A 22,997-nucleotide genomic window follows, 5' to 3' on the forward strand; every position below is an offset into this window, starting at 1 on the left:
CCTTTAGCCCTGTAGTTCTCGGAGGACGACGTTCTCGAGCGTGCCGTCGACTTCCTTGACCTCGCGGAGATAGTACGGCTGGTCGGGGTCATGGTTTTCGTTGAAGCTCCAGGGGCCGCGCGGGCTCTCGGTGAACTCCCCCACCTTGCCCAACGCGGCGGCGATGCCTTCGCCGTCAACGGTCTCGGCCACTTCCAACGCTGCGGCCACGGCGGCGACCGCATCATAGGTAGCCATGGCGTAGGTCGTCGGAACTTCGTCGTACGCAGCCTTGTAGGCTTCCACAAACTTCTTGTTGTGCTCGGAATCGATCGTATGGCTGTAGTTCAGCGAGGTCTGGATGCCGAGGGCGGCCTTGCCCTGGGCCTCCAAGACGTCGCCTTCGACCAGGAACCCGTTGCCGTAGAGCTGGATGTCCTTCGCCAGACCGAAGGTGGAGTACTGCTGAACGAAGTTGGCGGCTTCCGCGCCCGCATAGAAGGCAAAGACGGCAGAAGCCCCCGAATTGCGGATCTCACTGAGGTACGGCTGCCAGTCGCTGGTCGTGCCGAAGGGGGTGCGGGTCTCCCCGGCGATCTTGCCGCCGGCGGCCTCAAACTCCTCCCGGAAGGCTGAGATGTGCTCTTCCCCGGCGGCATAGTCGGCGGTGATGAGGTAGACCGATCCGTCTCCGACTTCCTCCGCGACGTGCTTGCCGATGATCCCGCTGACCATGCCGTTGCTGTATGACGTGCGCCAGATGTAGGGGTTGGGCTCGGCCGTGATGTCGTTGGCGCCCGCGTTGGCGAGGATGAGCGGCACCTTCGCCTGCACAAAGGTGTCCTTGAGGCCCAGGGCCGTCGCGGAGTTCACGATCCCGACGACGACGTCGGCCTGGTCCTGCGTGACCAGGCGCGAGGCGGCCGGGACGCCCGTTTGCGGGCCCTCACCCGTGTCGGCGGAAACCACCTTGACGTCGTGGCCGCCGAGCTTGTTGCCCGCCTCCTCCAGGTAAAGCTCAAAGCCCTGCTTCATGTCCTCGCCGAGCCCCGCGTACACACCGGACTGCGGGACGGCAAGGCCGATCGTCACGGCTTCGCCGGCGTCTTTGCCGCCGCTGCCGCCGTCGCCGCCGCCGGTGTTGAGGCTCCCGCCGCCGCACGCCGAGAGCAGCATCATCGCGAGCGCACTGGACAGCAGGACGGTGGTGCGGCGTCCCGGGCGAAGGCCCTTCGAGAATGTTTCAGGCATGGTTGCATTCCTTCTGCGCATGCAATGCGCGGGTCGGTGCGTCAGTGAGAAGTCGACGAGCGCGAGACCGTCTGGAACTGCGGTGTCCCTTCCTTCAGGCCCCAAGGCTGAACCCCGGCCTTGATGTGCGCTCTTCGCCATCTCGTGGTGATGAGTCTGGTGTTCCTCAGCATCGCACCGCTGCGCGTGATATGCAACACATATTGCGGCCGTAATTTTATCGTGATATTGCAGGCGGACGCAGATTCCCGGAGATGGCCGGTTCCGTCGCATGGCCGCGGCGGGTGTCCGCCTCTTTTGTGCCGGCTCAGGCAGCCGCCGAGGATTCCACCAAGGAGAGCGCATGCGCCTCAGCCAGCGGGCCGATGAGGCGGTGAATGCCGAAAAACACTTCGCGGGCTTCCGGTCCGCGCCAGCCCTCGGGCAGGTACTTCAACGGCAGGCCCGGGTCACGGTACGGCAGCCGCCGCCACAGTGTCAGCATCGGGACGTAGTAGCGGAAGGCGTCACGCTTGGCCTCCGGACCGGAGGCCGCCAAGGCGGCGGCAGGGTCCTCGCCCACCCGGGCGGTCCAGGCGGCCAACGCACCGCCGTAGTAGTCCATGAACTCGTCAATCTGGCCCGCGAGTGCCTCCAGGTCCCACCACTGCGCGACCTTGTCGCGCATGTTTGATTCCTCCGAGTAATCTCCGGTGAAAAATTCCACGTACTCGGCCAGGCCGCGTTCGGTGAGCCGCCTGCGGGCGCCCTCGCGGACCGCGGCCGGCGCGATCCCCACGCCTGCCGACATGGAACCGAAGCCGAGCCGGGCCAATTCGGCGCGCAACTGGTGCCGGCGTTCGCGCATCGATTCGGGCACGGAGAAGATCGCCAGCACCCAGCGATCGTCCGAGTCGTCCGGGTGCGGATTGAAGATGCGTTCATCGCCTTCGCGGACCATCTCAACAGAGCGCGGCGACAATTCGTAGCGGGCGGCTCCCCCGCTGCGCACACTGTTGAGCACGCCCTTGGCTTTCAGCCTCGACACTGCTGAGCGGACCCCTGGCGGGTCGTGACCGAGGTCGCCGAGCATCTCGATCAGGACGGATACCGGAAGGGCCGATCCTCCCCGCCGCCCGTACAAACCGAAGATGGTCAGGATCAGCTGCTGGTGCCGGAGCGGAGGCGTGGGAATTTCCATGGTGCGTTCCCCTTAGCCCAAGACGCTCGTGCCGCAGATCGCCGTCCGAATGTTCTCGGGCCATGGCTGCGCCTTATCGCTGCCGGCAGGAACAAAAACGGTGGTGAACGTCCCGTCGGCGGCCAGGCCGCCGGACGACTTCTCGTGAGGGTGCCCGTGGACCTCAAACCTAAAGGTCATGGATGTGCGCCCCATGTCCTGCACGGTCAGGTTAACGGACACGCGCTGTCCGAACCACAGCTTGGCCCGGTAGTTGATCACCTGCTGCACGCGCGGAGCCTGCGGAAAGTAATCGTGCAACTCCAAGCGCCGGATCAGCTCGGCCTCGGCCGCCTCAACCCAGCGCATCACGACCGAATTGTGCTGATGCCCGGACGCATCCGTGTCCACCCACTCCACTGTGCGTTCGATGCTTATATCGACCAGGCCGCCAGCCTTCCCACGCATCGTTCTCCCTTTACCGCCGAACATCATCTGCAACCATCATATGACCCAAAGATGACGGACCAGATATTCGGTCGATACTCGCCCCAGTCATCACGTGCTTGGCCTTCCTGACCGCCGGCCTATTCTTTCAAGGCGATCGCGCAACTCCGGAAAACTTACCGACACCGTCACCCACAGCGCTCGTTCATCCACGCGGTCGTAGTGGTGCACGATGAAGTCCCTGTTCCTGGCCGCCTGCCGCCAGATCGGCAGGGAGAAGGTCACGGAATCCGTGGTAACGAGCCTCTTGCACAGGTCTCCGACGCGGTTGCACAAAGCCTCGAAGGCGAGACGAAGCGCAGGATCTGAATCGAACGCTTCGCGGCCCCGGTTCACGAGCTCGGCCGCCAGATCCAGGTTGACCGCCAGGTCTGCCAGCCATCGTTGTGTTCGATCCGGAAGGTGTGTCACAGGGGCACCGCTTCAGCCAGGATCGTCGCGTCGCGACGAGGATCGAGTCCACGGCGGGAGATGACATCCACCGGACCTGCTACCAACTGCTCCATGTCCTCGGCGAACTGCGCAAGATCGAACAGGCTGGCCTCATCGCGTGGATCGACCAGTAGATCCACGTCGCTGTCCGGCTTTTCTTCTCCGCGTGCCACCGACCCGAAGACTGCAACAGCTTCAATCTGGTTTAGTGTGGCCAGGCGGGAGATCAGCCGGCGCCGCTGCCTGAGGAAATCGAGCATCGAAAGCGATTCGCCGCCCCGGCCGGCGTCCATGCTGCGGTAGAGGCGGATCGGCACGATCGCGGCATCAGGTTTTCGGTGGGATCCGACGAGCACGGGGAGCGCACCGGGAACACTTCGGAAGTGCCGCAGCGTTCCCGGCAAGGCGACGCGAGCCTCAGCGACGGTCAGGACCTCAGAGTCCGGCTGAACATCCCGCTGGCCTGCAGCAGCCTTGAGCTCATTCGGCATAAGGCCATCCTAGTTTCCGCGGCGGGAGATGAACATAAATCTGTACATGTTTTGCTATAAATCGGCAGCCGATGTGCGAACGGCGCCCGGCCTGCTGATTTAGACCGGGCGCCGTTGCGTGACCGCACTGTGCGGTAACGCGGTTACAGCGTCTGCGGGTGCCAGGTCCTTTCGCCCGCTCCGGCGCTGAAGCCTGTGCCTTCGGTCGGCGCGTAGTCGGGCCAAGCGAGGCCGGTCGGCGGCATGAAGTCGGCGGGGAGCAGGGCTTCGGTGGGGTCCTCGGCCTTCGGCGGCGGAACTCCTCGCCGGCCTCTGCCAACAACTCGGGCGACGTCAGCATGTCCACGAAGGTCGGCGATGGTCTTGCCGGTCACCTCAATGGTGGATCGATCGCGGCGGGGCTCGGTTGAGCTGACTCGCCCGTAAAGCGCTCTGCTGGCATTGGCGGGCAGAAGTGCGGGTGGATTCCCCTGTAGTGTTCCGTCAGTTAGTCCGCAGAGCCTGACGGGCTAACTGACGGACGGCGGCAAGCAGTTCTTCCGGCGTTCGGGACAGGTCCAACGGGAACTCTACGATCTCTACGTCGGCGTTTCGCACCTTGCGCACTCGCATCGCTCCGGCGTCGGCATAGACCAGCCAGGCCCTTGGCACGTTCAGAGCAGTGCAGTAGGCCAGCATCTGGTAATGGTCCGCATTAGGGTAGCCCGACCAGGATGACGCCTTGTACTTCGCATCGAAGACGGCCACTGGTATCCCGTCAATCAGATGCACGACGTCGGCGAACATCGTCACGCGTGGGCGTCGCGTACCGTCCGGCTCGTCGAGGAAGCATTTGTACTGCGCCTCGGTCTGCCCGGGCACAGCCGTCAAGGCTTCCTTTAGGCCAGTGGCGACGAAGTCTTCGAACACCGCAGCCATGTTGACTACAAAAGAAGCAACCCGTTGCCTCCCCGGACCGGCCTCGGCCGACATGTTCCAGAGGATGAGCTCGGCCAGACGGAGGGCAGGCTGGTAGTGCGCATTCGCCCGTGACTCGCTCCAAGCAGGCAGCGGTGCCCCGGCTCCCAGCGGTGGTACTCCGTCGAGCTTCGAGTCCAGATGCGCCAACCGCCCACGCATCGCCTCGGACAGACGCGGCAACTGAAGCATCCGGCGCAGCGCAGCACGTAGGATCCGGTTCTCCGGGATGTCGATCGTGAACTCGTCGTATGAAACCTCCAGCGGCAGAAGCAGGCCGGGCCGGCGGGTCATCTGGTCGCTGACGCGTATCCTCCCGCGGACTGTTCGTAGTGCATCATCCACGTGGACATATCCCGACAGGGGCCCGCGGCCCAGGGCCCGCTCACCCTGCCGAGCTAGGGATTCTGCGAGCGCAGAGAACAGGTCCGCCTCTTTGGTCGCGTCTACGTTCTCTGGCCGGAATCCTAAATTTTGCGCATAACCAAGCAGGAACAGCAGCCGGTCCAGCCCCACCTTCGCCTTGGGCCGGACCTCCACCAGCAGCTCGCCTGCCTGTACAGCGCCGACACGCCCGGCCGGCAGCACCCGCCAACCGCCGCGCACGTCCGGCTGCACCGAGACCAGGCCGCTGCCGTTCAGCAACGCCGCGATGTCGCCGTCGAACTCGACCAGAACGGGCTCCTGCTGGAGTTCGTCCAGTACAAGGTGCCGCGTCATGTCAATCCGTCCCGGCGCCGAACGCAGCCTCGAGCGGCTCCGCATCGAGCTCCGCGAACTCCTCCATAACAAGATCCACAGCGCCTACACTCCGCGCGGCCTTCTTCCGGATAGCGGCCAGCCCAAACCGCTCATGGACTTGCTCGCGGCTAAGCCGGCCGAAGTAATGCTCCTCCAGCAGCGGCAACAGTTCGTAACGCCAGATCCGTTCGAGACCGATGTCGTTTTCGGCATGCTCCTTCATGAGGTAAGACGGACCAACCATCAAGTCTCGGTCGCCGGCCTCCAACTCCGAGTTCAGGGCATCCAGCAGCCGTGCGCGCAGAGGGTCCTTCCCCTGCGCCTCAAGATAGCGTGCCAGCATGCCCTCGATCATGCCCTCCTGCGGATGGAGTTCCACGAAGGCGAAGCGGCGGCGGATTGCCGCGTCCACCATGGCGATGGAGCGATCGGCAGTGTTCATGGTGCCGATGATGAACAGGTTCGGCGGCAACACGAAGGTTTCAGTGGGGCTGTACTGCAGGTTGATGCTCTGGTCGCGGTATTCGAGCAGGAAGTACAGTTCACCGAACACCTTGGCCAGGTTGCCGCGGTTCATCTCGTCGATGATCAGGAAGAACGGTTTATCCCGGTTGCCCTCTGCGGACGCCTCCGCCGCGATCCGGCGGAGTGGGCCCGGCTCTAAACTGAAGCCGACCTGCCCGCCCTCGCCCAGCGCCGGCCGGTAGCCCTCGAAGAAGTCCTCGTAGGCGTAGGACGGGTGGAACTGTACGGTCTTGACGTGGTCGCCATGCTCGTCTCCGGCCAAGTACCTGGCGATCTTTCCGGCCAGGTACGTCTTGCCGGTGCCGGGCGGGCCGTAGAAAACGATCTGGTTGCGCGTATGCAGTAACTCCACAATTTCCTGCAGGTCCTCGCGCTGTACGTGCAGCGCGGCCGCCAGTTCCTCGGTCGCCTGGCGCAATTGGGGCACGACGGCGGGCTGCGTCTGGGGCGCGGACGCTGCGTCATCGGGGTCTTCCGGGAGCAGGTCGGGAGTCTCCCGCAGCCACTCGTTAATCGCCGCCAGGCCGTCCGTGAAGTCCACGACGCTTCCCTGTTCCTCGAGGAGGCGGGGCAGCGGCGCCGGCAGGTCGGGGGTTGCCACGGGAAGACTGCGCCAGGCGACTTCGCGGCGCAGCCTCGACGTGGCCTCGTCCACGTACTCGGCCTCGCCGACAACGACGCCGACATACAGCCGGTCATCCGCCTTCGTGACCACTAGATCGTCCGGCCGCATGAGATTCAAGAAACGGTGGAATTCGAGCGACCGCTGCTTGCGTTCCGCGTAGTCCACATGCTGGTAGCCGTCATTGACCGCCTGCTGCACTTGGGCAAGAGAGCTGCCCGGTTCCGGAGATCCGAGGTGTTGCGCCCGCGCCGAAACGAAGCTTCCGTCCAGCCATGCCTGAAGCATGGGCGTGCCGCTTTGGTTCTGCCGCACCAGCCAGGCCTTTTGGCCGCCCTTGCGGACTCCGGAGCGGAACCATTCGCTGAGGTACGGCTCCACGTACCAGTCCACACGGGCGCCGGCTGCAGCATCCTGAACCTTACGGATAGCCGCCAGATCGCGGGAGATCGCCGGGTCGTCATCACCGGAAGATCCACCGATTTCGTGCAGGTACGCCTGCCGGATCCGCCACCTGTGATTCCGGCTGGTCACGGGCTCGAAGTAGCTGGGCCAAGCCATGTACTCGACGGAATAACGGATGCCCCGGGGTTCGTCGTCGACACCCTCTGTCAGCCGCGCGAACTTATCCGGGTCGGCGAGCGCCTCCTCGATCGTATCCATAGGTTGCCGGCGGACATGCTGCACAAAGCGGGCCAGCCAACAGAAGTGATGCCATTGGCGAACGCTGTAACCGGTTCCTCCGTGGAATGAACCTCCAGCGTAAAGCCCGTCCAAAACCACGTCCGGAATGTTGGCTTCGATTTGGGACCACCCAAGGATCTCCTGCATCCTGGAGAGCTTGGTTTCACCCTTGACATTTGAAAGAGGAAGGTTCTGCAAGGCCATGAACTCCGCGGCCAAGACGCTGACTCCGTCCGGCGCTCCTTCCAGCTGCCGCTGAAACTTTTCCATGAACGACCCTGGGCCTTCGTCATAGTTGGCGAAAATGCGGTGGAGAAGTTCGTCGGCATTTTCAGCCGTCCACGTGGGCGCCGACCACAGTGGAGAGGGTCCTCCACGTAACCCGGCCTCGATAATGGCCCGACCTGCAGCCTCAACCTTTGGTACCGGGCCAAAGCCACGCTCAACTAAAGCTGTCATTAAGTCTCCCCAACCTCGTTCAGGATCGGCGGACCTACCGCCCCTCATCTCTTACCAACGTATCCGCCAGTACCGTCAACTCGACGGCACGCCATGACTACGCCTGGAACGCATGTCGTGCTGGGTCCCCACTGGCAGCCACTCGGGTCGTTGCATGACTGAGCACGAGTTGAGGCGGACTCCGTCAGCTCGACCTTCAGTCCGGACTGAATCTGACGCGCGACGGTCACGGTACCGGCGTTCTAATCCGCGAAAGGCGCCCGGCCTGCTGATGCAGGCCGGGCGCCGTCCCGTTGTAGCTAGCGTGCTTGGCGCTATTGGGCCGCCGGGGCGAGGGACGGGGCCGCCGCGGCGATCGGGGTCTCCGGCTGCCGTCCCTGCAGGCAGGCGATGATGTTCCGGGCCGGGAGCGCCACGTATTCGCGCAGCGAGACGTTGCTGCGGTAAGCGGCGTGGGGCGTGACGATCGCCGACGGGTGGACGACCAGCGGGTGGTCCGCCGGGGCCGGTTCCTCCACCAATACGTCCAGCATGGCCCCGGCGATGTGGCCGGAGTCCAGGGCGGCGCAGAGCGCCTGTTCGTCGACGAGGGCGCCGCGCGACACGTTCACCACGTAGCTGCCCGCCGGCAGGACGGCGAGGTTGTCGGCGTCGAGCAGGTTCCGGGTGTCCTCGGTGAGCGGGGTATGCAGGCTGACCACGTTCGACGCCGCCAGGACCTCGGCGAGCTCGCCGCGGCGCACGTCCGCCGGCCAGGCCGCGTCGGGGACGAACAGGTCGTAGGCGATGACGGAGCCGAAGACCGGGGCCGCCAGGCCCGCCAGGTACTGGGCGATGCGCCCGAACCCCACGAGGCCCAGGGTCAACTCGCTGATCCGCGGCGGCACCGGGATGTCCTCCCCCGTCCAGTCCCCGCGACGGGTGGCAGCCTGGGAGCGCGGGAGCTCGCGGATGAGCGAGAGCATGCCGGCAAAGGCGTGCGTGGCCACGTCGCGGGTGGCCACCGAGGGCACGTTGCACACCGTGATGTTCCGGGCGGCCGCGGCCTCCAGGTCCACCATGTCGAAGCCCGCGGACATGGTGGCCACGGCCTTCAGGTTCGGCATGGAGGCGATCATCTCTGCGTCCAGGGTGGCGTAACCGAGGATGATCCCCTCGCACCCGGCCGCGGCGTCGAGAATGGCGCCGCGGTCACGCGTATTAAGGTACTGCGCCTCGATGCCGGCCTCGGCCAGCAGCTCCACGGCTATCGAGTAGTCGAGGTCCTCGGCGTCGGTGATGACAACCCGCGCCGTCATGCCTGCTCGTCCTGCGCGAACAGCTGCGCGGGGACATGGATCAGCTGAACTCCGCCGTCGGCCAAGGCCTGGCGGATGGCCGGGGCCAGCTCGGCGGCGTCGTGAATCCGCCTGCCGGTGCCGCCGAAGGCGGTGGCCAGCGCGGCCCAGTCGGGCTGCACGAGCTCCACGCCGACGGGCTCGATGCCGCGGTCCAGCTCGTTCTGGCGGATCTCGCCGTAGCCGCCGTTGTCCGCGCACACCACCACCAGGTCCAGGCGCTGTTCGACGGCGGTGACGAGTTCCTGCACCGCGAACATCAGCGCGCCGTCGCCCACCACGCAGACCACGGGCCGGTCCGGCGCGCCGATGCGGGCGCCGATCGACGCCGGCAGCCCGTACCCGAGCGTGGCGTAGGCCGGGGTGTAGAGCAGCGAATGCGGCCGGTCCTGCGGCACGAAGCTCGCCGTTCCCAGGTACGTGGCCTGCGAGGAGTCGCCGCCGATGATGGTCGACGCCGGCACGGCGGCCGCCACCTGTTCGGCCAGCGCGGCGAACTCCGGGGACAGCGCCCGAGCCTCGGCCCGCAGCTCCGTGCGCAGCGATTCAAGATCGGGGGCCGGCACCGGCTCATGTCCCTCGAGCCCGGCCAGGAGCTGGGACACGACGGCGGCGCTGTCGCCGACCAGCCCGATATCCGCCGCCACGTTCTTGTTCAGCTGCGTTTCCAGAATGTCCACCCGGACCACGGTGCCGCGCGGCTGCAGGGCGTTGAACCAGAGTTCGGCCTCGCCGATCTTGGAACCGATCACCAGCAGCACATCGGCGTCCTCGCACAACCGCTGGGCGGGATCGAGGCGGATGTCGGAGCCGAGCGCCAGCGGGTGCGACTCGGGGATGGCGCCCTTGCCGTTGAGCGTGGTCAGGACCGGCGCCTGCAGCGCCTCGGCGAGGGCCAGCAGGTCCTTGCCGGCGCGCAGCGAGCCACCGCCGGCCAGGATGACCGGGCGCTGGGCGGAACGCAGGGCGCCCACCGCGGTCTCCACCGCGGCGGCCTCGGCCGCCCGCAGTGCCGGGGCCTCGGCCGCGCGGAGCAGGTCCTCCGGCGCGTCCGAAGGACCCTCGAGCACATTGAGCGGGATCTCGATGTGCACCGGGCGGGGCCGGGAGGAGCGGAAGAGTTCGAAGGCGTCGTGGATGCCCTGCACTGCCTCGGTGGCGGAGGTAACCCGGCGCGACCACTCGACGATGGCGCCGACGGCGGCCGTGGCGTCCTTCGTCTCGTGCAGCGAGCCGATGTCGGCGAACTCTTCGCCCTCGGGCACGCCCGGGGACAGGATAATCAGCGGCCGGGACTCGCAATAGGCGGTGCCCGCGGCGGAGAGCGCATTGAGCAGGCCGGGCCCCGACGTCGTAATGACGATGCCGGGCAGGCCGGTCTGCTGTGCCCAGCCGTCGGCGGCGTAGCCGGCGCCCTGTTCGTGCCGGGTGGTCACCGGGCGGATGCCTAGCGGGGCCAGGTGGCGGTAGAACTCCAGGTTGTGCGTGCCGGGGATGCCGAAGATGGTGTCGATGCCGTAGTTCCGCAGGACCGTCATGACGGCCAGGCCGGTGTTGTCGGCGACGACGCCCTCGGGCAGCGTGACGGTAGGGGTAGCCGTCGGGTTGTGCTCAGACATGCTGGACCTCCGCGTTGAGTCGGGCAGGGCGGTCGGCGGTGAAGCGCTGGATGCCGTCCACCCAGGTTTCCAGGACCGGGATCTCGGCGATCTCGACGGCGTCCACGGCCAGCGGGTCCGCGGCCAGGACGACGAAGTCGGCCCGCTTGCCCGCGGTCAGCGACCCCAGGTCGTCCTCGCGGCCCAGTGTATAGGCGGCGTTGATCGTGTGCGCCGCCAGCGCCTGGCGCGCCGTGATGAGTAGCGAGTCCGAACCGAGCCGGACGCCGGAGCGGGTGATCCGGTTGGTGGCGGCCTGGATGGCTTCCAGCGGCCGGGGCTCGGCCACGGGGGCATCGGAGCTGATGGTCACCGGCACGCCGGCCGCCACGAACTCGCCCAGCGGGTTGAAGCGCTCGCCGGGGGTTCCGACGGCTTCCTTCACGCCCTCGCCCCAGTTGTAGTAGTGCTGCGGCTGGTTGACCGGGTGGATGCCGGCGGCGGCCATCCGGTCGATCTGCTCCAGCGTGGGCAGCCCGCAGTGTTCGATCCGGTGCCGGGCATCGGTGTCGGGGCGTTCGGCCTGCGCGGCCTCGATGGCGGAGATGACCATCTCCAGCGCCGTCGGGGACTGCGCGTGCGTGGCGGTCTGCAAACCCAGCCGGTGTGCCTTGGAAATCAGCGCGGCGTAGTCGGCCGGGTCGTGGTAGAGCTGGCCGGTGCGGCAGGGGTCCCCGACGTAGCCATCCGGGAAGTACGCGGTCCAGCCGCCCAGGGTGCCGTCGGCGTAGAACTTGAAGCCGGCGAAGCTCAGCCGCGCGTTGCCGAACTGGCCGTGCAGGCCCATCTCCGCGGCCTCGTCCAGCAGGTGCGAGAGCAGGTACATGCTGACCCGGACCTTGAGCTGGTTTTCCTCGGCCATGCGCAGGTACATGTCGAACTCGCGGCGGGACACCTGGGCGTCGCCGATGGTGGTGACGCCGCCGGCCAGGAAGTTCTCCTGGGCGATCTGCAGCTGCCGCAGGTGCTCGTCCGGGGCGTCGGCCAGGTGGAAGTTCGGGCCGTGGTGGCCGATCTTCACGCCCTCGAGCCCGGTCAGGATGTTGCAGGCGGCGTCGGAAAGCTCGCCGGTCAGCTCCCCGGAGGCGTCGCGGAAGAACTCGCCGCCGGCCGGGTTGGGGGTGTCCTTGGTGACGCCGTGCAGTTCGAACGTGTAGGAGTTCACCACGCCGCCGTGCCCGGAGGCGTTCATCAGGTAGACCTCGCGGTCGGTGGCGACCTCGTCGAGCTCCTGCCGGGTGGGGTGGCGGCCCTCCGCCAGGTTGGTGTGCTCGTAGCCGAAGCCGCGCACGGGCAGGCCGTTGGGGGTCTCGGCCGCCCGTTCCTTCAGCAGCGCGACGATCTCGGGGATGCTGCCGGCGCGTTCCGGCCCGCAGTCCACCCAGGTCTTCAGCTGTCCGTACATGAGCGGGTGCGCGTGCGCGTCGATGAAGCCCGGCACGATCGTCGCGCCGCCGGCGTTATGGACCTTCGGGTCCGGCAGGCCGAGGTTGACGGCGGCGGCCCGGCATTGCGCCTCGGTGCCCACGGCGAGCAGGTGCCCGTCGTGCACGAGCATGGCCTCCGCCGTCGGGCGCTCCTCATCCATGGTGTGGATGGTGGCGGCCGTGATCAGCTGCGGGATGAAGCTGGTCGCGGGAGCGTCGAATGTCTTGAGTTTCCTCACCGGAAGGCCTCCAGGTTGGTGTTGCTGTTGTTCGTGCGTGCCGGGTCGGCGGCGTCGGCTAAATCGGCGTCGTCGTGTTCGTCCTCGTCGCGGTGCTGCGGAGCGATCGCCAGGCAGACGATGCTCAGCACGCCCATGGCGCCGAACATGATCAGCACCGGCCAGATGCTGCCGGTGGCCCCGAACAGGTAGGTCGCGGTCAGCGGGGAGAGGGCCGCCCAGATGGCGTTGGCCATCCCGTAGGCCAGCGAGATGCTGGTGTAGCGGGCCTGTGCCCGGAACAGCTGGGACAGGATGGTCGCGGTCGGCGCGTACGTGGCGGTCATGACCAGACGCATCGCGGCGAAAGCCAGGAAGATCAGCCATTCCGGACCGGTGGACATCAGCAGGAACTGCGGCACGATCAGCACGATCGAGCCCACCAGGCCGACGAACATGACCCGCTTGCGGCCCCACCGATCGCCCAGCCAGGCGACGCCCAGCGTGCAGATGAGCTCGACCAAAGCGGCCACGGACAGCGCGTTGAGGATCATGGTTTCGTCCAGGCCCACCGACGGGTCGGTGCCGTACGCGGTGGCGAAGGTGGTGGCCAGGTAGTAGCCGCCGGTGGAGATGGGCAGCAGGCCGATGCCGATCAGGATCGGCTTCCAGTTGGTGACCAGCGCGTGCTTCAGCGGCAGGGTCTGGACCTTGCCTTCGACCTTCTCCTCGAAGACCGGGGATTCCTCCACCCGGTAGCGGACCCAGAAGCCCACGCCGATCAGCACCACGGAGAGCAGGAACGGGATGCGCCAGCCGCCGTCCACCAGGAACGTGTCACTGATCCCGGACAGGTAGGCGAAGATCAGGGTGGCACCCAGCGCGCCGGCAGGGTTGCCCAGCTGCGCGAAGCCACCGTAGAAGGTCTTGTGCTTCTCCGGCGCGTGCTCCACGGCCATCAGGACGGCGCCGCCCCACTCGCCGCCCACGGCCAGGCCCTGCAGCGCGCGGAGCAGCACCAGCAGCACGGCGGCCCAGGAGCCGATGTTCTCGTGCGTGGGCAGCAGGCCCACGAACACGGTGGAGAGGCCCATGATCAGCAGCGTGATCACCAGTGACGGGCGCCGGCCGAACTTGTCGCCGATGTGGCCGAAGATGATGCCGCCCAGCGGGCGCATGAGGAAGCCGACCGCGTAGGTGGCGAAGGCGGCGGCGATGCCGGTCATCCGGTCCGCTTCCGGGAAGAAGAGCGGGCCGAACACCAGGGCCGCGGCCGTGGCGTAGATGTAGAAGTCGTACCACTCAATGGCGGTGCCGACGAACGCCGCGAATCCGGCGCGGCGGGCCCGGGCGTGGCTGAACTGCGGCCGGGCTGCTGATGTATGAGACATGGTCTTCCACCTTAAGGTGTGGGCATGAGTGCCGTTGTGATCTCTGCGACTGTAGGGCCTAAATCACAATCCAACAAGAGCACAAATGTCGCGTTACGGACCCCTAAATTCACTTCTGCTCTGGTTCCTGCACATGATTTCGCCGAAGCTCTTGCGCGTGCGCCGTATCACTGGATAATTGACGACGGCGGTGCTCACTTGGGAGGTTAAGGAAACTTTGGCGGACCACATCGAAATGATCGACACAAAGCTCGTCCGCGCGCTCCAAAAGGAGGGCCGGGCAAGTTACCAGGAACTGGCGCGCGAGCTCGGCCTGCCGCGGGCCACGGTCTCGGCCCGGCTGCGGGAGCTGCTGGACAGCCACACCGTCCGGGTGGTGGCCGCGGTGGACCCAGCATTCTTGGGTCAGCATGTGATCGCGCACGTCTCAGTGGTGGCGTCCGGGCCTGTTCGGCAGATTGCCAATCAGATGGCGGAATGGTCCGAGGCCGTGCTGGTCTCCGCGGTCGGCGGCACGCATGACCTGATCGCCGAGATCCGTGTGGCCACGCACGACGAACTGCACGCCGTGCTTACCCAGCTCCGCGAGCACCCCAACGTCGCCTACATCGACACCTTGGTTTACACCCGTGTGGTGAAGGGCTTCTTCATCTCGCAGTACGCCGGCGAGGTCACCATCGACCACGTAGACACCCAGCTCATCGAGATCCTGCAGAAGGACGGCCGGACCAGCTACCGGGACCTCGCCGCCGCCGTGGGGCTCACCCCCACCGCCGTGCGCTCCCGGGTGCAGCGACTGCTCGACGCCCGGATCATCCGGATCAGCGCCGTGGAGTCCCGCGGCGCCGGCGGCCGGCAGCTCTCCATGGGCGTCGGCCTGAACCTCTCCGGCGACAACGACGCCGTCCTCGAGCTCCTGCGCGGCTCATCCCACGTGGAGTTCGTCGCCCAGACCGTCGGCCGCTTCGACGCCATCGCCACCCTCGCCGCCCAGTCCCCCCGCGACCTCCTCGCCCAGCTCGAAGAGATCCGCAGCCTCCCCGCCGTCAGCCGCACCGACTCCTGGCTCCACCTCGAAGTCGTCAAGGAAGACTACGCCCGGCGGATTCTGTAAAGACATTTAATCGGCGCGGGAACCTACAAAAGATCCGGTTTGCAATGGCGTGGACAGCCCCTCAGCAAGACCAGAGAGGGCATTATTTCCGCGCTGCCTTCTCTTGGGATACTGCATCCAGTAGTCCTCATAACGGGAATCGTATCCCCTCCTGAAGCGGAGCATAGCATTTGGAGAGGCGAACACGGCTCCATGAACAAGGTACTGGTTCCTGTCGAAGGCGGGGAGTCCCACCCATTGATAAAAAGACGGTGAAGTGAACGTAATCTCTCGACCATTAGAGGACTGCAGGCGCGTCGTCCCCCTGCTCCACGGATCTGTTTGGTGATTAAGAACGGAGTAGGTGCTTCTCACGCAGCCTATTCCTTCAAGTTTCTCCAAGGCCTTCCGTGCAACTTCAAGAGACTGGGTGAGTTGCTGGGGTTTTGGATGCTCACGGTTGGCGTGCATGAGCGCGTTCCGCACGGGCATGATGCCAGAATCATTCAAGGTTGCCGAGACATCGGAAAGGATTTCGGCTATGCGCACCTGTGACTCCGGAGTCAGATCTAGGTATGGAATCGTGTGGGAAAACGGAAAACCTTGTAGCTGCGTCTTTCTCCAAAACTTGGGATGCATCTGATCGTCACGAACGAAATCGCCTTCTGCATTGCGTAGTTCAGCCAGATGTTTCGAAAGGTCAGAGAAACCCTGCACTAAGTCAGAAAGGGTCGGCTTTTCCGTGAAAGGGACAGGAACTGAATCTCCGTCCGTGGACTTACCCAGAGCGCTTCTAGCGTAGGAATAGACGGAATTTTCTCTAAATACGAAAGGCTGCTCACTGGAATAGTGGTCGTTAAGGAGTGCCCAGGTTGTAAACATTAGCGAGTCATTTAGGTAGTGCTCGAGCTCGACGAAATAATTGGCTGCAGTGGACCGAATCACACCTGCATTCAAGTTCGGATTGACGGCAGCAGTCGTGGAAACTCGCTCAAGCGCGGCGTGCTCACGCCAGTAATCATCTCTCTTGTCAACGACAACGGGAGGCTCAAAACCCAGCTTCCACATAATCGTATCTACTAGTTGCTCGTCTGGCATGTTGGTGGGGACGCGCAGCTCAGCGCAAAACGCCTCCACGTTTTCTCTGCGTGTCAACACCAGAGTCTTGATAATCTGTTGAGGTGTTTCTGTGCGAAGAAACTCCTCAAGCCTATCCGTTGGAGTTGCGCCTTCGACACTCCTTAGTGCCCAAGCGAGCGCATCCATCTCTTCCGGTCTCTGGCTATCGAAAAGCTTTCGGCAGAGCTGAGCTAGCCTCAATAGGGGCAGACCCCTAATCTCTCCGATTGCACGAAAACCGTTATGACCAAGTTGGCCGGAGTATCCCCACATCCCATACGAAGTGTGCCCCGCGACCCGCGGGCGCCGCACCTCTCCTTGAGGCACGACAACAGACTCGCTCCTGACGGCGGAGTCGAGGAGATCGACTACAACTGTATCCTTCTCGGTGAGGAGGAGCTGAAGCATCTGTGCCCTATTGAGCTGGGATGCTATTGCATCTGCTGGACCCGTGAGGTTGAAGCCGCTCGCCACATCTCGCAGCCTCCCTTCTGTCCCATCCAGGGCCATGGCGAACAGCTTCTGCAATTCTTCATCGTCTAGACAGTCTCCGAGTACATGGATTATTGGTGGTAGAGCACTTTCGTCGAACTGGTTCGAAACACGTTCATCAATATCTGAGATGAAGCCGCTCCATTCAGAAGGGTCCTCAGACACGTCGTCCAGCACCTTGTTTAGCGCTGGTCGGTGGCGATTTATGGGGGCCTCAATACTTGTAGTCAGCTGGACACTGTGCACAACTCGGCAGGAATGATCAGAACAATGCTGCAAAGGAATTAGTGTGGTTGGTGTGAGCGGCCGCTTGTGCGACGTCTCGATCAAGCCGAATGGCCCAATTATATAGAATCCGGATTGGAAGACTCCTTGGGACTCGTTTCGTAATAACTTGAGCGTATCTTCATGGCGTAGATACCGTCGCTCTTCAGGGAATAGCCGTGCTGCTTTGTCATAAAGACTTCGCCCAAATATCAGTGGGAACTTAAGGACGCCGCTTGCCACCTCTTTCGAGATTGCCTTAGTAAGCTTTTCCAAATCAATGCGGTCGATGTCTACCAGTGGTTCAATGTGGACTAAGGCTAGGAGAGTTAAGAGGTTGGCTTCTTTGGTTGGAACGCCTTCCTTGGTGACCAGTTGGTCTCTGACCTTCTTGCCCGCTTCATTTAAGACGACCGCCGCATTGAGCTCGTCCGAGATCTTGTAGTTCTTTTCAATGATGCAGTTGCGCAGCAGAGCAACCACCTCGAAGAGCCGAAGGAGCCGCTCGATCCACTTGGGATCTGTGTATCGTTCGGCGAGTTCTGTCCGATCTAATGGCTTAGACAATGGTATCCCCCAACTTCTAACGCCGCTGTGTGTATCCGAATCCTAGCTGATCAGGCAGACAATCGGTGCAGTTAGCCGGCAACTAACGCGAATTCACAGGGATGCTAAGGCTGAATGGCTACATGGAATTGCGTCTCGTCGCATGCGGTTGACCACCTCGAAGATATTCGAGGCCGAGTGCGGGTCGGGATGTGAGCAGGGGCAATTTGCCAAGTACGTCTCGGTGGTCCCCACGGTGCATGTCCCTAATGGAGACCGAAACGGCCAGGGCCGTTTGAGCATGCCACGATGCTCGTCGGGGAAGCACCGGGCATGGAGAATTGAGGCCGGCCCAAACAGGAAGAATCTGAAACAGTGTGCAAATAGAACGCTGTAACGCTGTGAAGTTCGTGTGCGGCCCAGAACAGTCGCCGTGGGCGTGAAACGAGTAAATAACCTGCGTGCGGAGTCACCGCCCGTCGCCGGGCAGCGGTCCCTCCACTTGGCGAATCGGGCGGCCTTGGACAGCTAGTGGGAGCCCTCCTGCATACAGACCGCCGTCGGAACACGACCTATCGTGGAGCTCGCAGCTCATTCCGCCTCCTCAGACTGAAGCTGGGTCTCACGAGGTGATACCGACGCGGCGATTCCTTCTCGGAATATTCCCCGGTCGAGGGGCCGACCAAATCATCGGCATTACCCTCCAGGTCCTTCGCACTCTTATTCGCACCTAATCTTGACATGAAGTGGCACACTTCGACGTTTTTGTTGTTGCTGCCATAACCACATGTCAGGATTACCACCATGGCATCGTATAGACGCCGAGGCCATTATCGCCGCGGCCCCAACGGGCAGCGAGTTTGGGTTTCCCCACATATGGTGACGCGATCAAGCGGACAGCGATACGTACGCAGTTCCCCGAGATCCACGCCTGCACGTGTCCCTCCGTCTCCGCGTCTATCTCCGCCTATACGAGTCGCTGCTCCAAAAGTCTCGTCATCGCGATCGACACGCTGGGCACAGCCAAACGCTCGGTGTCCCGTATGTGGTGCTGCCGTTTACTTTTACTCCAACGAATATGGGAGTCGCGTCTTTTTCGACGAGATCGGCCCGCCGTGGCCTAAACATCCGTGCACGGACATTGCCCAGATGAAGACTACGGCCTATCGTCGCCGCGTGACACCGGCCATCTACGGATTCACCGAGGGCAGACAGAAACTAGCCGAGGCACGCCGTGCCGACCATCTGTCCCAGACGCTCCGTCTTGCCAACACCACTCCGAACATGCCTCAGGAAGCATTCACAGTGCAGGGATCATGGCAGAACGAACGCGGTACGCTAATTCATCTCCAGCGGCTCTATGAGAAGTCAGCCCCGGAGGCGTGGGGGACACCACAGCATGTGTCTTTGGATCCCGGCCAACTCGTGTTCATGGACCGCGGTTGGTTGTCGTACCTGGATGAAAGACGAATTGAGGTGGTCCGATTTCCGGCGTACTTTCAATACCAGTTACCAAAGGAGTCATTTCTGCAGCGCCTACGCAATATATTCGATCAGCCGAGCGACTAATTTGCGGCGGTGATGACCGCTCAGACTGCAGAGGATCGGGCGTGAGCCCTAAACTCGATTTTGGACTGGAACGTGGATGCTGAAATGGTTCCACGTGGCCGCCTCGTCTCCTGAAGCCCTTCCTGACGCAGCGCCCTGACATTTAGGATGGGAACGGAGCTTAGCCGCCTTGAATCCGTTCCTACGCCAGCACGTGATCGCCCACGTCTTCCTTGAGCGTGGTTGCGGCCTAATCAAGTCCCCGTGAGACGGAGATTCCAAGGCCGGACACTCGTGTCCGGGCAGACTCGTGAACCCTTCAATTCGGCCGCAATGTTTCAAACCTGTTCCCTCCGTCACGTAGATTTCAGCCTCACGGCTTAGTCTGGGATAACGATTCACTGAACCGTACGACGGACGGTGACTGCGGCCCAAGGGAATTCACATACACGGCTGGGGGGATCACTGTTGGACGCATTCGGCATCCGCAACAAGATGATCGAAGGTTACCGCTCGTTTAGCGAGGGCTTTGTCGGATATTCAGGACACACGCATCGCTGAGGCCGTCGAGCGTCAGGGCGACGAAGGTCGTCAGTGGCCCGACCCTTGGCTATCCCTCAACCTTCCGGTCCGGCGGCAGCATGGACGAGCTCGTCCAGCGAGGCCTGCTCCACGAGACATGCCGGCAAGTTTTCCGTGTCAAGAATTCCTACGATGACCCGGGCTCGGAACCAATCATCCTCCATAAACACCAGTCCGATGCTGTGGAGATCGCGCGTACCGGGGAGTCGTACGTCCTCGCGACGGGAACGGGCTCCGGGAAGTCGCTGTCCCACATCGTGCCGATAGTGGACCATGTCTTACGCATCGGCAGCGGTAACGGCATCCAAGCGATCATTGTGTATCCGATGAACGCCCTAGCCAACAGCCAGATGGACGAGCTGCGGAAGTTTTTGGAGAACGGCTTCGATGGTGAGTCCCCGGTGACCTTTCAGCGATACACCGGCCAATAGTGATCTGCCTCGCCGCGCCTGATGACTCCGGCTTCAAGGGTCCGTCTAGTTCCAGCAGCTTCAGACTGCGATCGGGATCCCGAAGCGCCGTGGGCGTGCTCCCATTGTTCGTACGCCAATGTGATAGTCCTTCTGATCTCGCCCAGAATGCGTTCGGGTGACTCGGCGAGGCTGAGAGATGCCTCGCAAATACTCACCCCCCTGTTCCTGACACGTCGGGTTCTCCCCGTCTTAGAGTCGGCGTAAAGCAACCAGGCTTGGTCTCGACGTAAGGCAGTGCAGTAGGCCAGCATCTGGTAATGGTCAGCGTTCGGGTATTGCCCCCCCTAGATGAGGCGGCCTTGTACTTTGCGTCGAAGATCAGGACAGGTTGGCTGTTGATGACGTGGACTACGTCGGGTTTCATCATTATTCGTGGGTCATCATCCGTCCAGGGCTCATCCAAGTACACCTTGTACTGCGCCTTGGTTTGGCCTGGGTGCTTCCGCAGGGCCTCAGCTAGGGCGACGGTCACGAAGTCTTCGAACACCTTGAGGATGACGGTTAGGCGCCGCTGACGGCCGGGGCACTCCATTTCATCCGATTTCGCACCGGCACCCCGGCACCTTCAAGAAACCTCAGGGGATACAATCAGAGCGCATGTGAAGTACGATGTGAAGTATGACCTCCACCGTAAATCCCTACGGCATCACTCCAGTCGACGAAATCCAACTAAAGAACGCTCCGCTCTTGAAGGTACTTTGTCAGGTTCGTTGGCCTCAATATACGCCTATTTCAGCGGCTTTCGATGGGATTGGCGACAAACTAGCAAGCGCTTTGGCGGCAGACTACCCGCTACGATCCAGCCAACAAGAAATGACAGTTACCCTTACCCCCGCTGGCCCGACACAAAATGCCGGGAAAACGCTGCTCCAATTCTCCTCACTGGATGAAGACTGGACAGTAACTTTTGGCGAATCGCATCTGACACTGGAAACAAACGCCTATGTCTCTCGGGTCGATTTTATGAATCGATTTAGAAGAGTTCTCGCTGGACTGAAAGAAATCGTGGCTATGCCCCATGCTAATCGTGTTGGATTCCGGTACATAAATAGGATTGATAATAGCCAAGACTACGGGGATCTCGAATCCCTTGTTGTGTCTCCCGTGTTGGGCGCTTCGGCAATCGAATGGCCCGGGGCAGCCAGCATGCAACACTCCATCAATGAGGCTTTATACACATGCAATCAGGCAAGACTGGTCACACGATGGGCGAAGCTACCTGCAGGTGGGACTATCGACCCAACGATTGAACCCTCCAATTCCAACAACTGGACACTTGATTTGGACGCTTTCTCAGAGGAGAAAAAGGATTTCAACCCAGATTCCTTGATCCAGACTGCATCTGATCTTGCGTCGCTTGCCTACAGCTTCTTCAGGGCCATCATCAAGGATGAGTTTATAACACGATTTGGAGGGGCGAAGTGAGCATTGATTTGCAGTTTGACAGTGAATTATCTCCTAGGACCAGCAATTCGGGTTGGTCAAAATTCCTAGGCGTCGGCCTCATCACCCTCTCCCTCGCGACATCATCCGGAACCTCAGCAGTCAAACCGAACGAGATCGTCGCGCTCAGCCCTGGAACGGGTTGGCTAACTGCTGAATCACGAGACTTCCCACAGATTTTGACTACTAGCGCTGTTTCATATCCTGCCGCTCAACGTGTCGAACCCCAAGTAGAGCCAGTGGCACCCAGTGCATCCGTGCTGGTGCGGAAGCTGCATGGGATGTCCGGTCTTACGTGGGACCAGTTATCAAAGGCATTTGGCGTCTCGAGAAGGGCGCTCCACCATTGGGCTTCCGGCGGACGAATGAATTCAGCCAATCGTGAGCAGCTCGCGGCCATGATCACTCTCGTCGAGACGCTCCCGGGAACGACCCCGATCGAAAAGCGCGACGCTCTATTCACTCCACTGTCCACTGGCCGTAGCTCTTTCGACGAGATGCGTTACCGTCACTCTTCAGCTACGGAGGATATCCAGCAACCGCACGTTTCTCCTGAATCCTTCCTTTCTTCGGCACGCGAGTCGTAAATGCACCGATCTTTAGGCTCTGGAACAGATTATGCTATTAGCAACCTCCGTCAAGGAGACGTTGTCCAGCTAACCGAGTTGATGGAGCTTACGGCAGTGGGGTGGGTTCCTCTGACCACACCCTTGGGAGTCGCAATCATCTCCCAAACATGTGACATCGTGCTTGACAAGAACCCCTCAGTAAGCGTCGCCCGCATCGTAGAACTCCGCGGCGACGAGCTCCGTCGTGCCAGCAAAGGGGAATCGCCACGGTATATTGCGGTTCCGCAAGCCGGGGCGTCACTTTTCGCTGACTTAGAGACAGTGGCAACTGTAAGCAAATCCGCACTGCCTCATTTTGAAATAGCACACGGATTGAATCCGCTGGATTCAGTGCAGATACGTACGTTTGCAAGGAGCATCGGACGTCGCTACAGCCGATTTGCGTTCCCGGACGAAGTGGTGCCCTGGTTAGCTCCACTTCGGGGTGTGATCACCTCGAAGTACTTTCGGCAGAACTCGGCTTTGGGACAGGTGCTACAAGAAATCGTTGAATTGCGCGTTGAAGCTAATTCGTGGCATCAGCCACACAGACAGCTGATCCTACATGTCATCGTCAAAGCGGGTACCGTTCCGACGCTTGACGAACCGCGCCCCATATCTCCAGAAATAGCATCCTTGCTCGACAATGGCCTCACCCCCCTTATGGCCAGCGATATCGCTTCCAAAATAGCTAGTGGCATGCAGAACCCGAACTCCGAAGAACGGGACGACCTCTATCACCTCTGGCTCGCGTTCGCTGATGCGCTTGCTGCTCAATGCAAGTTGCGTCCTACTGATTTAGACAATCCGGAGTATGTCAATGCGGTAGCTGACATTTCAGCTGAACTCTCTAGCGATGATGAGTTCACGCTCAATCGGTATCGTCGCAGCGAAATGTTGGACCTGGACTATCTCTCCGAGCCTGCCCTGAGCTGATGAGATTGCATGCTTAAGCTGCCACCACGTCCGGGTGATTGCGGTGTAACGGGGG

Annotated in this window: 18 protein-coding genes; 5 read left to right on the plus strand and 13 right to left on the minus strand. The window is 62.4% G+C overall.

Features of this window, described 5'->3' with window-relative positions:
• Window positions 1-3: 3 nt before the first annotated feature.
• The 11 genes from AC5RVG_RS06605 to AC5RVG_RS06655 form a co-directional block, all read right to left on the minus strand.
• Window positions 4-1,230 (minus strand): ABC transporter substrate-binding protein, encoded by a 1,227-nt coding sequence (locus AC5RVG_RS06605; protein WP_494013204.1) that lies wholly within the window; start codon window positions 1,228-1,230, stop codon window positions 4-6.
• Between the two features lie 307 nt (window positions 1,231-1,537).
• Window positions 1,538-2,410 (minus strand): PaaX family transcriptional regulator, encoded by an 873-nt coding sequence (locus AC5RVG_RS06610; protein WP_494013205.1) that lies wholly within the window; start codon window positions 2,408-2,410, stop codon window positions 1,538-1,540.
• A gap of 12 nt (window positions 2,411-2,422) precedes the next feature.
• The gene (locus AC5RVG_RS06615; protein ID WP_494013206.1) at window positions 2,423-2,884 is read right to left on the minus strand and encodes an acyl-CoA thioesterase; all 462 of its coding nucleotides are present in this window, start codon (window positions 2,882-2,884) and stop codon (window positions 2,423-2,425) included.
• Between the two features lie 63 nt (window positions 2,885-2,947).
• The gene (locus AC5RVG_RS06620) at window positions 2,948-3,307 is read right to left on the minus strand and encodes a HepT-like ribonuclease domain-containing protein (protein ID WP_494013207.1); all 360 of its coding nucleotides are present in this window, start codon (window positions 3,305-3,307) and stop codon (window positions 2,948-2,950) included.
• Window positions 3,304-3,819: a nucleotidyltransferase family protein gene (locus tag AC5RVG_RS06625; protein WP_494013208.1), complete on the minus strand. Its 516-nt coding sequence runs from the start codon at window positions 3,817-3,819 to the stop codon at window positions 3,304-3,306. Before AC5RVG_RS06625 ends, AC5RVG_RS06620 begins: the two co-directional genes overlap by 4 nt.
• A 483-nt stretch (window positions 3,820-4,302) precedes the next feature.
• The gene (locus AC5RVG_RS06630) at window positions 4,303-5,496 is read right to left on the minus strand and encodes an McrC family protein (protein WP_494013209.1); all 1,194 of its coding nucleotides are present in this window, start codon (window positions 5,494-5,496) and stop codon (window positions 4,303-4,305) included.
• A 1-nt stretch (window position 5,497) separates the two neighbouring features.
• A complete protein-coding gene (locus AC5RVG_RS06635) occupies window positions 5,498-7,618 on the minus strand; it encodes an McrB family protein (protein WP_494013210.1) in 2,121 nt (706 codons plus the stop codon).
• 503 nt (window positions 7,619-8,121) lie between these two features.
• Window positions 8,122-9,105 carry a C-terminal binding protein gene (locus AC5RVG_RS06640; protein ID WP_494013211.1) on the minus strand — a complete coding sequence of 328 codons (984 nt, stop codon included), beginning with the start codon at window positions 9,103-9,105 and terminating at the stop codon, window positions 8,122-8,124.
• Window positions 9,102-10,763: a thiamine pyrophosphate-binding protein gene (locus AC5RVG_RS06645; protein WP_494013212.1), complete on the minus strand. Its 1,662-nt coding sequence runs from the start codon at window positions 10,761-10,763 to the stop codon at window positions 9,102-9,104. The genes AC5RVG_RS06640 and AC5RVG_RS06645 overlap by 4 nt, the downstream gene beginning before the upstream one ends.
• Entirely contained in the window at window positions 10,756-12,468 is a 1,713-nt protein-coding gene (locus AC5RVG_RS06650) for an amidohydrolase (RefSeq protein WP_494013213.1), read from the minus strand. Before AC5RVG_RS06650 ends, AC5RVG_RS06645 begins: the two co-directional genes overlap by 8 nt.
• The gene (locus AC5RVG_RS06655; RefSeq protein ID WP_494013214.1) at window positions 12,465-13,838 is read right to left on the minus strand and encodes an MFS transporter; all 1,374 of its coding nucleotides are present in this window, start codon (window positions 13,836-13,838) and stop codon (window positions 12,465-12,467) included. The genes AC5RVG_RS06650 and AC5RVG_RS06655 overlap by 4 nt, the downstream gene beginning before the upstream one ends.
• Before the next feature lie 217 nt (window positions 13,839-14,055).
• Between AC5RVG_RS06655 and AC5RVG_RS06660 the strand changes: the two genes are divergently transcribed.
• Entirely contained in the window at window positions 14,056-14,952 is an 897-nt protein-coding gene (locus tag AC5RVG_RS06660; RefSeq protein ID WP_494013215.1) for an Lrp/AsnC family transcriptional regulator, read from the plus strand.
• Between the two features lie 6 nt (window positions 14,953-14,958).
• Here the strand turns inward: AC5RVG_RS06660 and AC5RVG_RS06665 are convergent, their stop codons facing one another.
• Complete coding sequence (locus AC5RVG_RS06665) at window positions 14,959-17,373, minus strand: hypothetical protein (RefSeq protein ID WP_494013216.1); 2,415 nt, start codon at window positions 17,371-17,373, stop codon at window positions 14,959-14,961.
• A 1,155-nt stretch (window positions 17,374-18,528) separates the two neighbouring features.
• Here AC5RVG_RS06665 and AC5RVG_RS06670 point away from each other — a divergent pair.
• Window positions 18,529-18,921 (plus strand): hypothetical protein, encoded by a 393-nt coding sequence (locus tag AC5RVG_RS06670; RefSeq protein WP_494013217.1) that lies wholly within the window; start codon window positions 18,529-18,531, stop codon window positions 18,919-18,921.
• 620 nt (window positions 18,922-19,541) lie between these two features.
• A complete protein-coding gene (locus AC5RVG_RS06675; protein WP_494013218.1) occupies window positions 19,542-19,913 on the plus strand; it encodes a DEAD/DEAH box helicase in 372 nt (123 codons plus the stop codon).
• Between the two features lie 193 nt (window positions 19,914-20,106).
• Here AC5RVG_RS06675 and AC5RVG_RS06680 read toward each other — a convergent pair whose 3' ends face one another.
• A complete protein-coding gene (locus tag AC5RVG_RS06680) occupies window positions 20,107-20,487 on the minus strand; it encodes a 5-methylcytosine restriction system specificity protein McrC (RefSeq protein ID WP_494013219.1) in 381 nt (126 codons plus the stop codon).
• 86 nt (window positions 20,488-20,573) lie between these two features.
• Between AC5RVG_RS06680 and AC5RVG_RS06685 the strand changes: the two genes are divergently transcribed.
• Both AC5RVG_RS06685 and AC5RVG_RS06690 read left to right on the plus strand, forming a co-directional pair.
• Window positions 20,574-21,380, plus strand: coding sequence for a TIGR04255 family protein (locus tag AC5RVG_RS06685; RefSeq protein ID WP_494013220.1), 807 nt, complete (start codon window positions 20,574-20,576; stop codon window positions 21,378-21,380).
• A gap of 764 nt (window positions 21,381-22,144) precedes the next feature.
• Window positions 22,145-22,942, plus strand: coding sequence for a hypothetical protein (locus tag AC5RVG_RS06690; protein ID WP_494013221.1), 798 nt, complete (start codon window positions 22,145-22,147; stop codon window positions 22,940-22,942).
• Window positions 22,943-22,997 lie beyond the last annotated feature (55 nt).

It is taken from the genome of Arthrobacter senegalensis, from assembly GCF_059091765.1.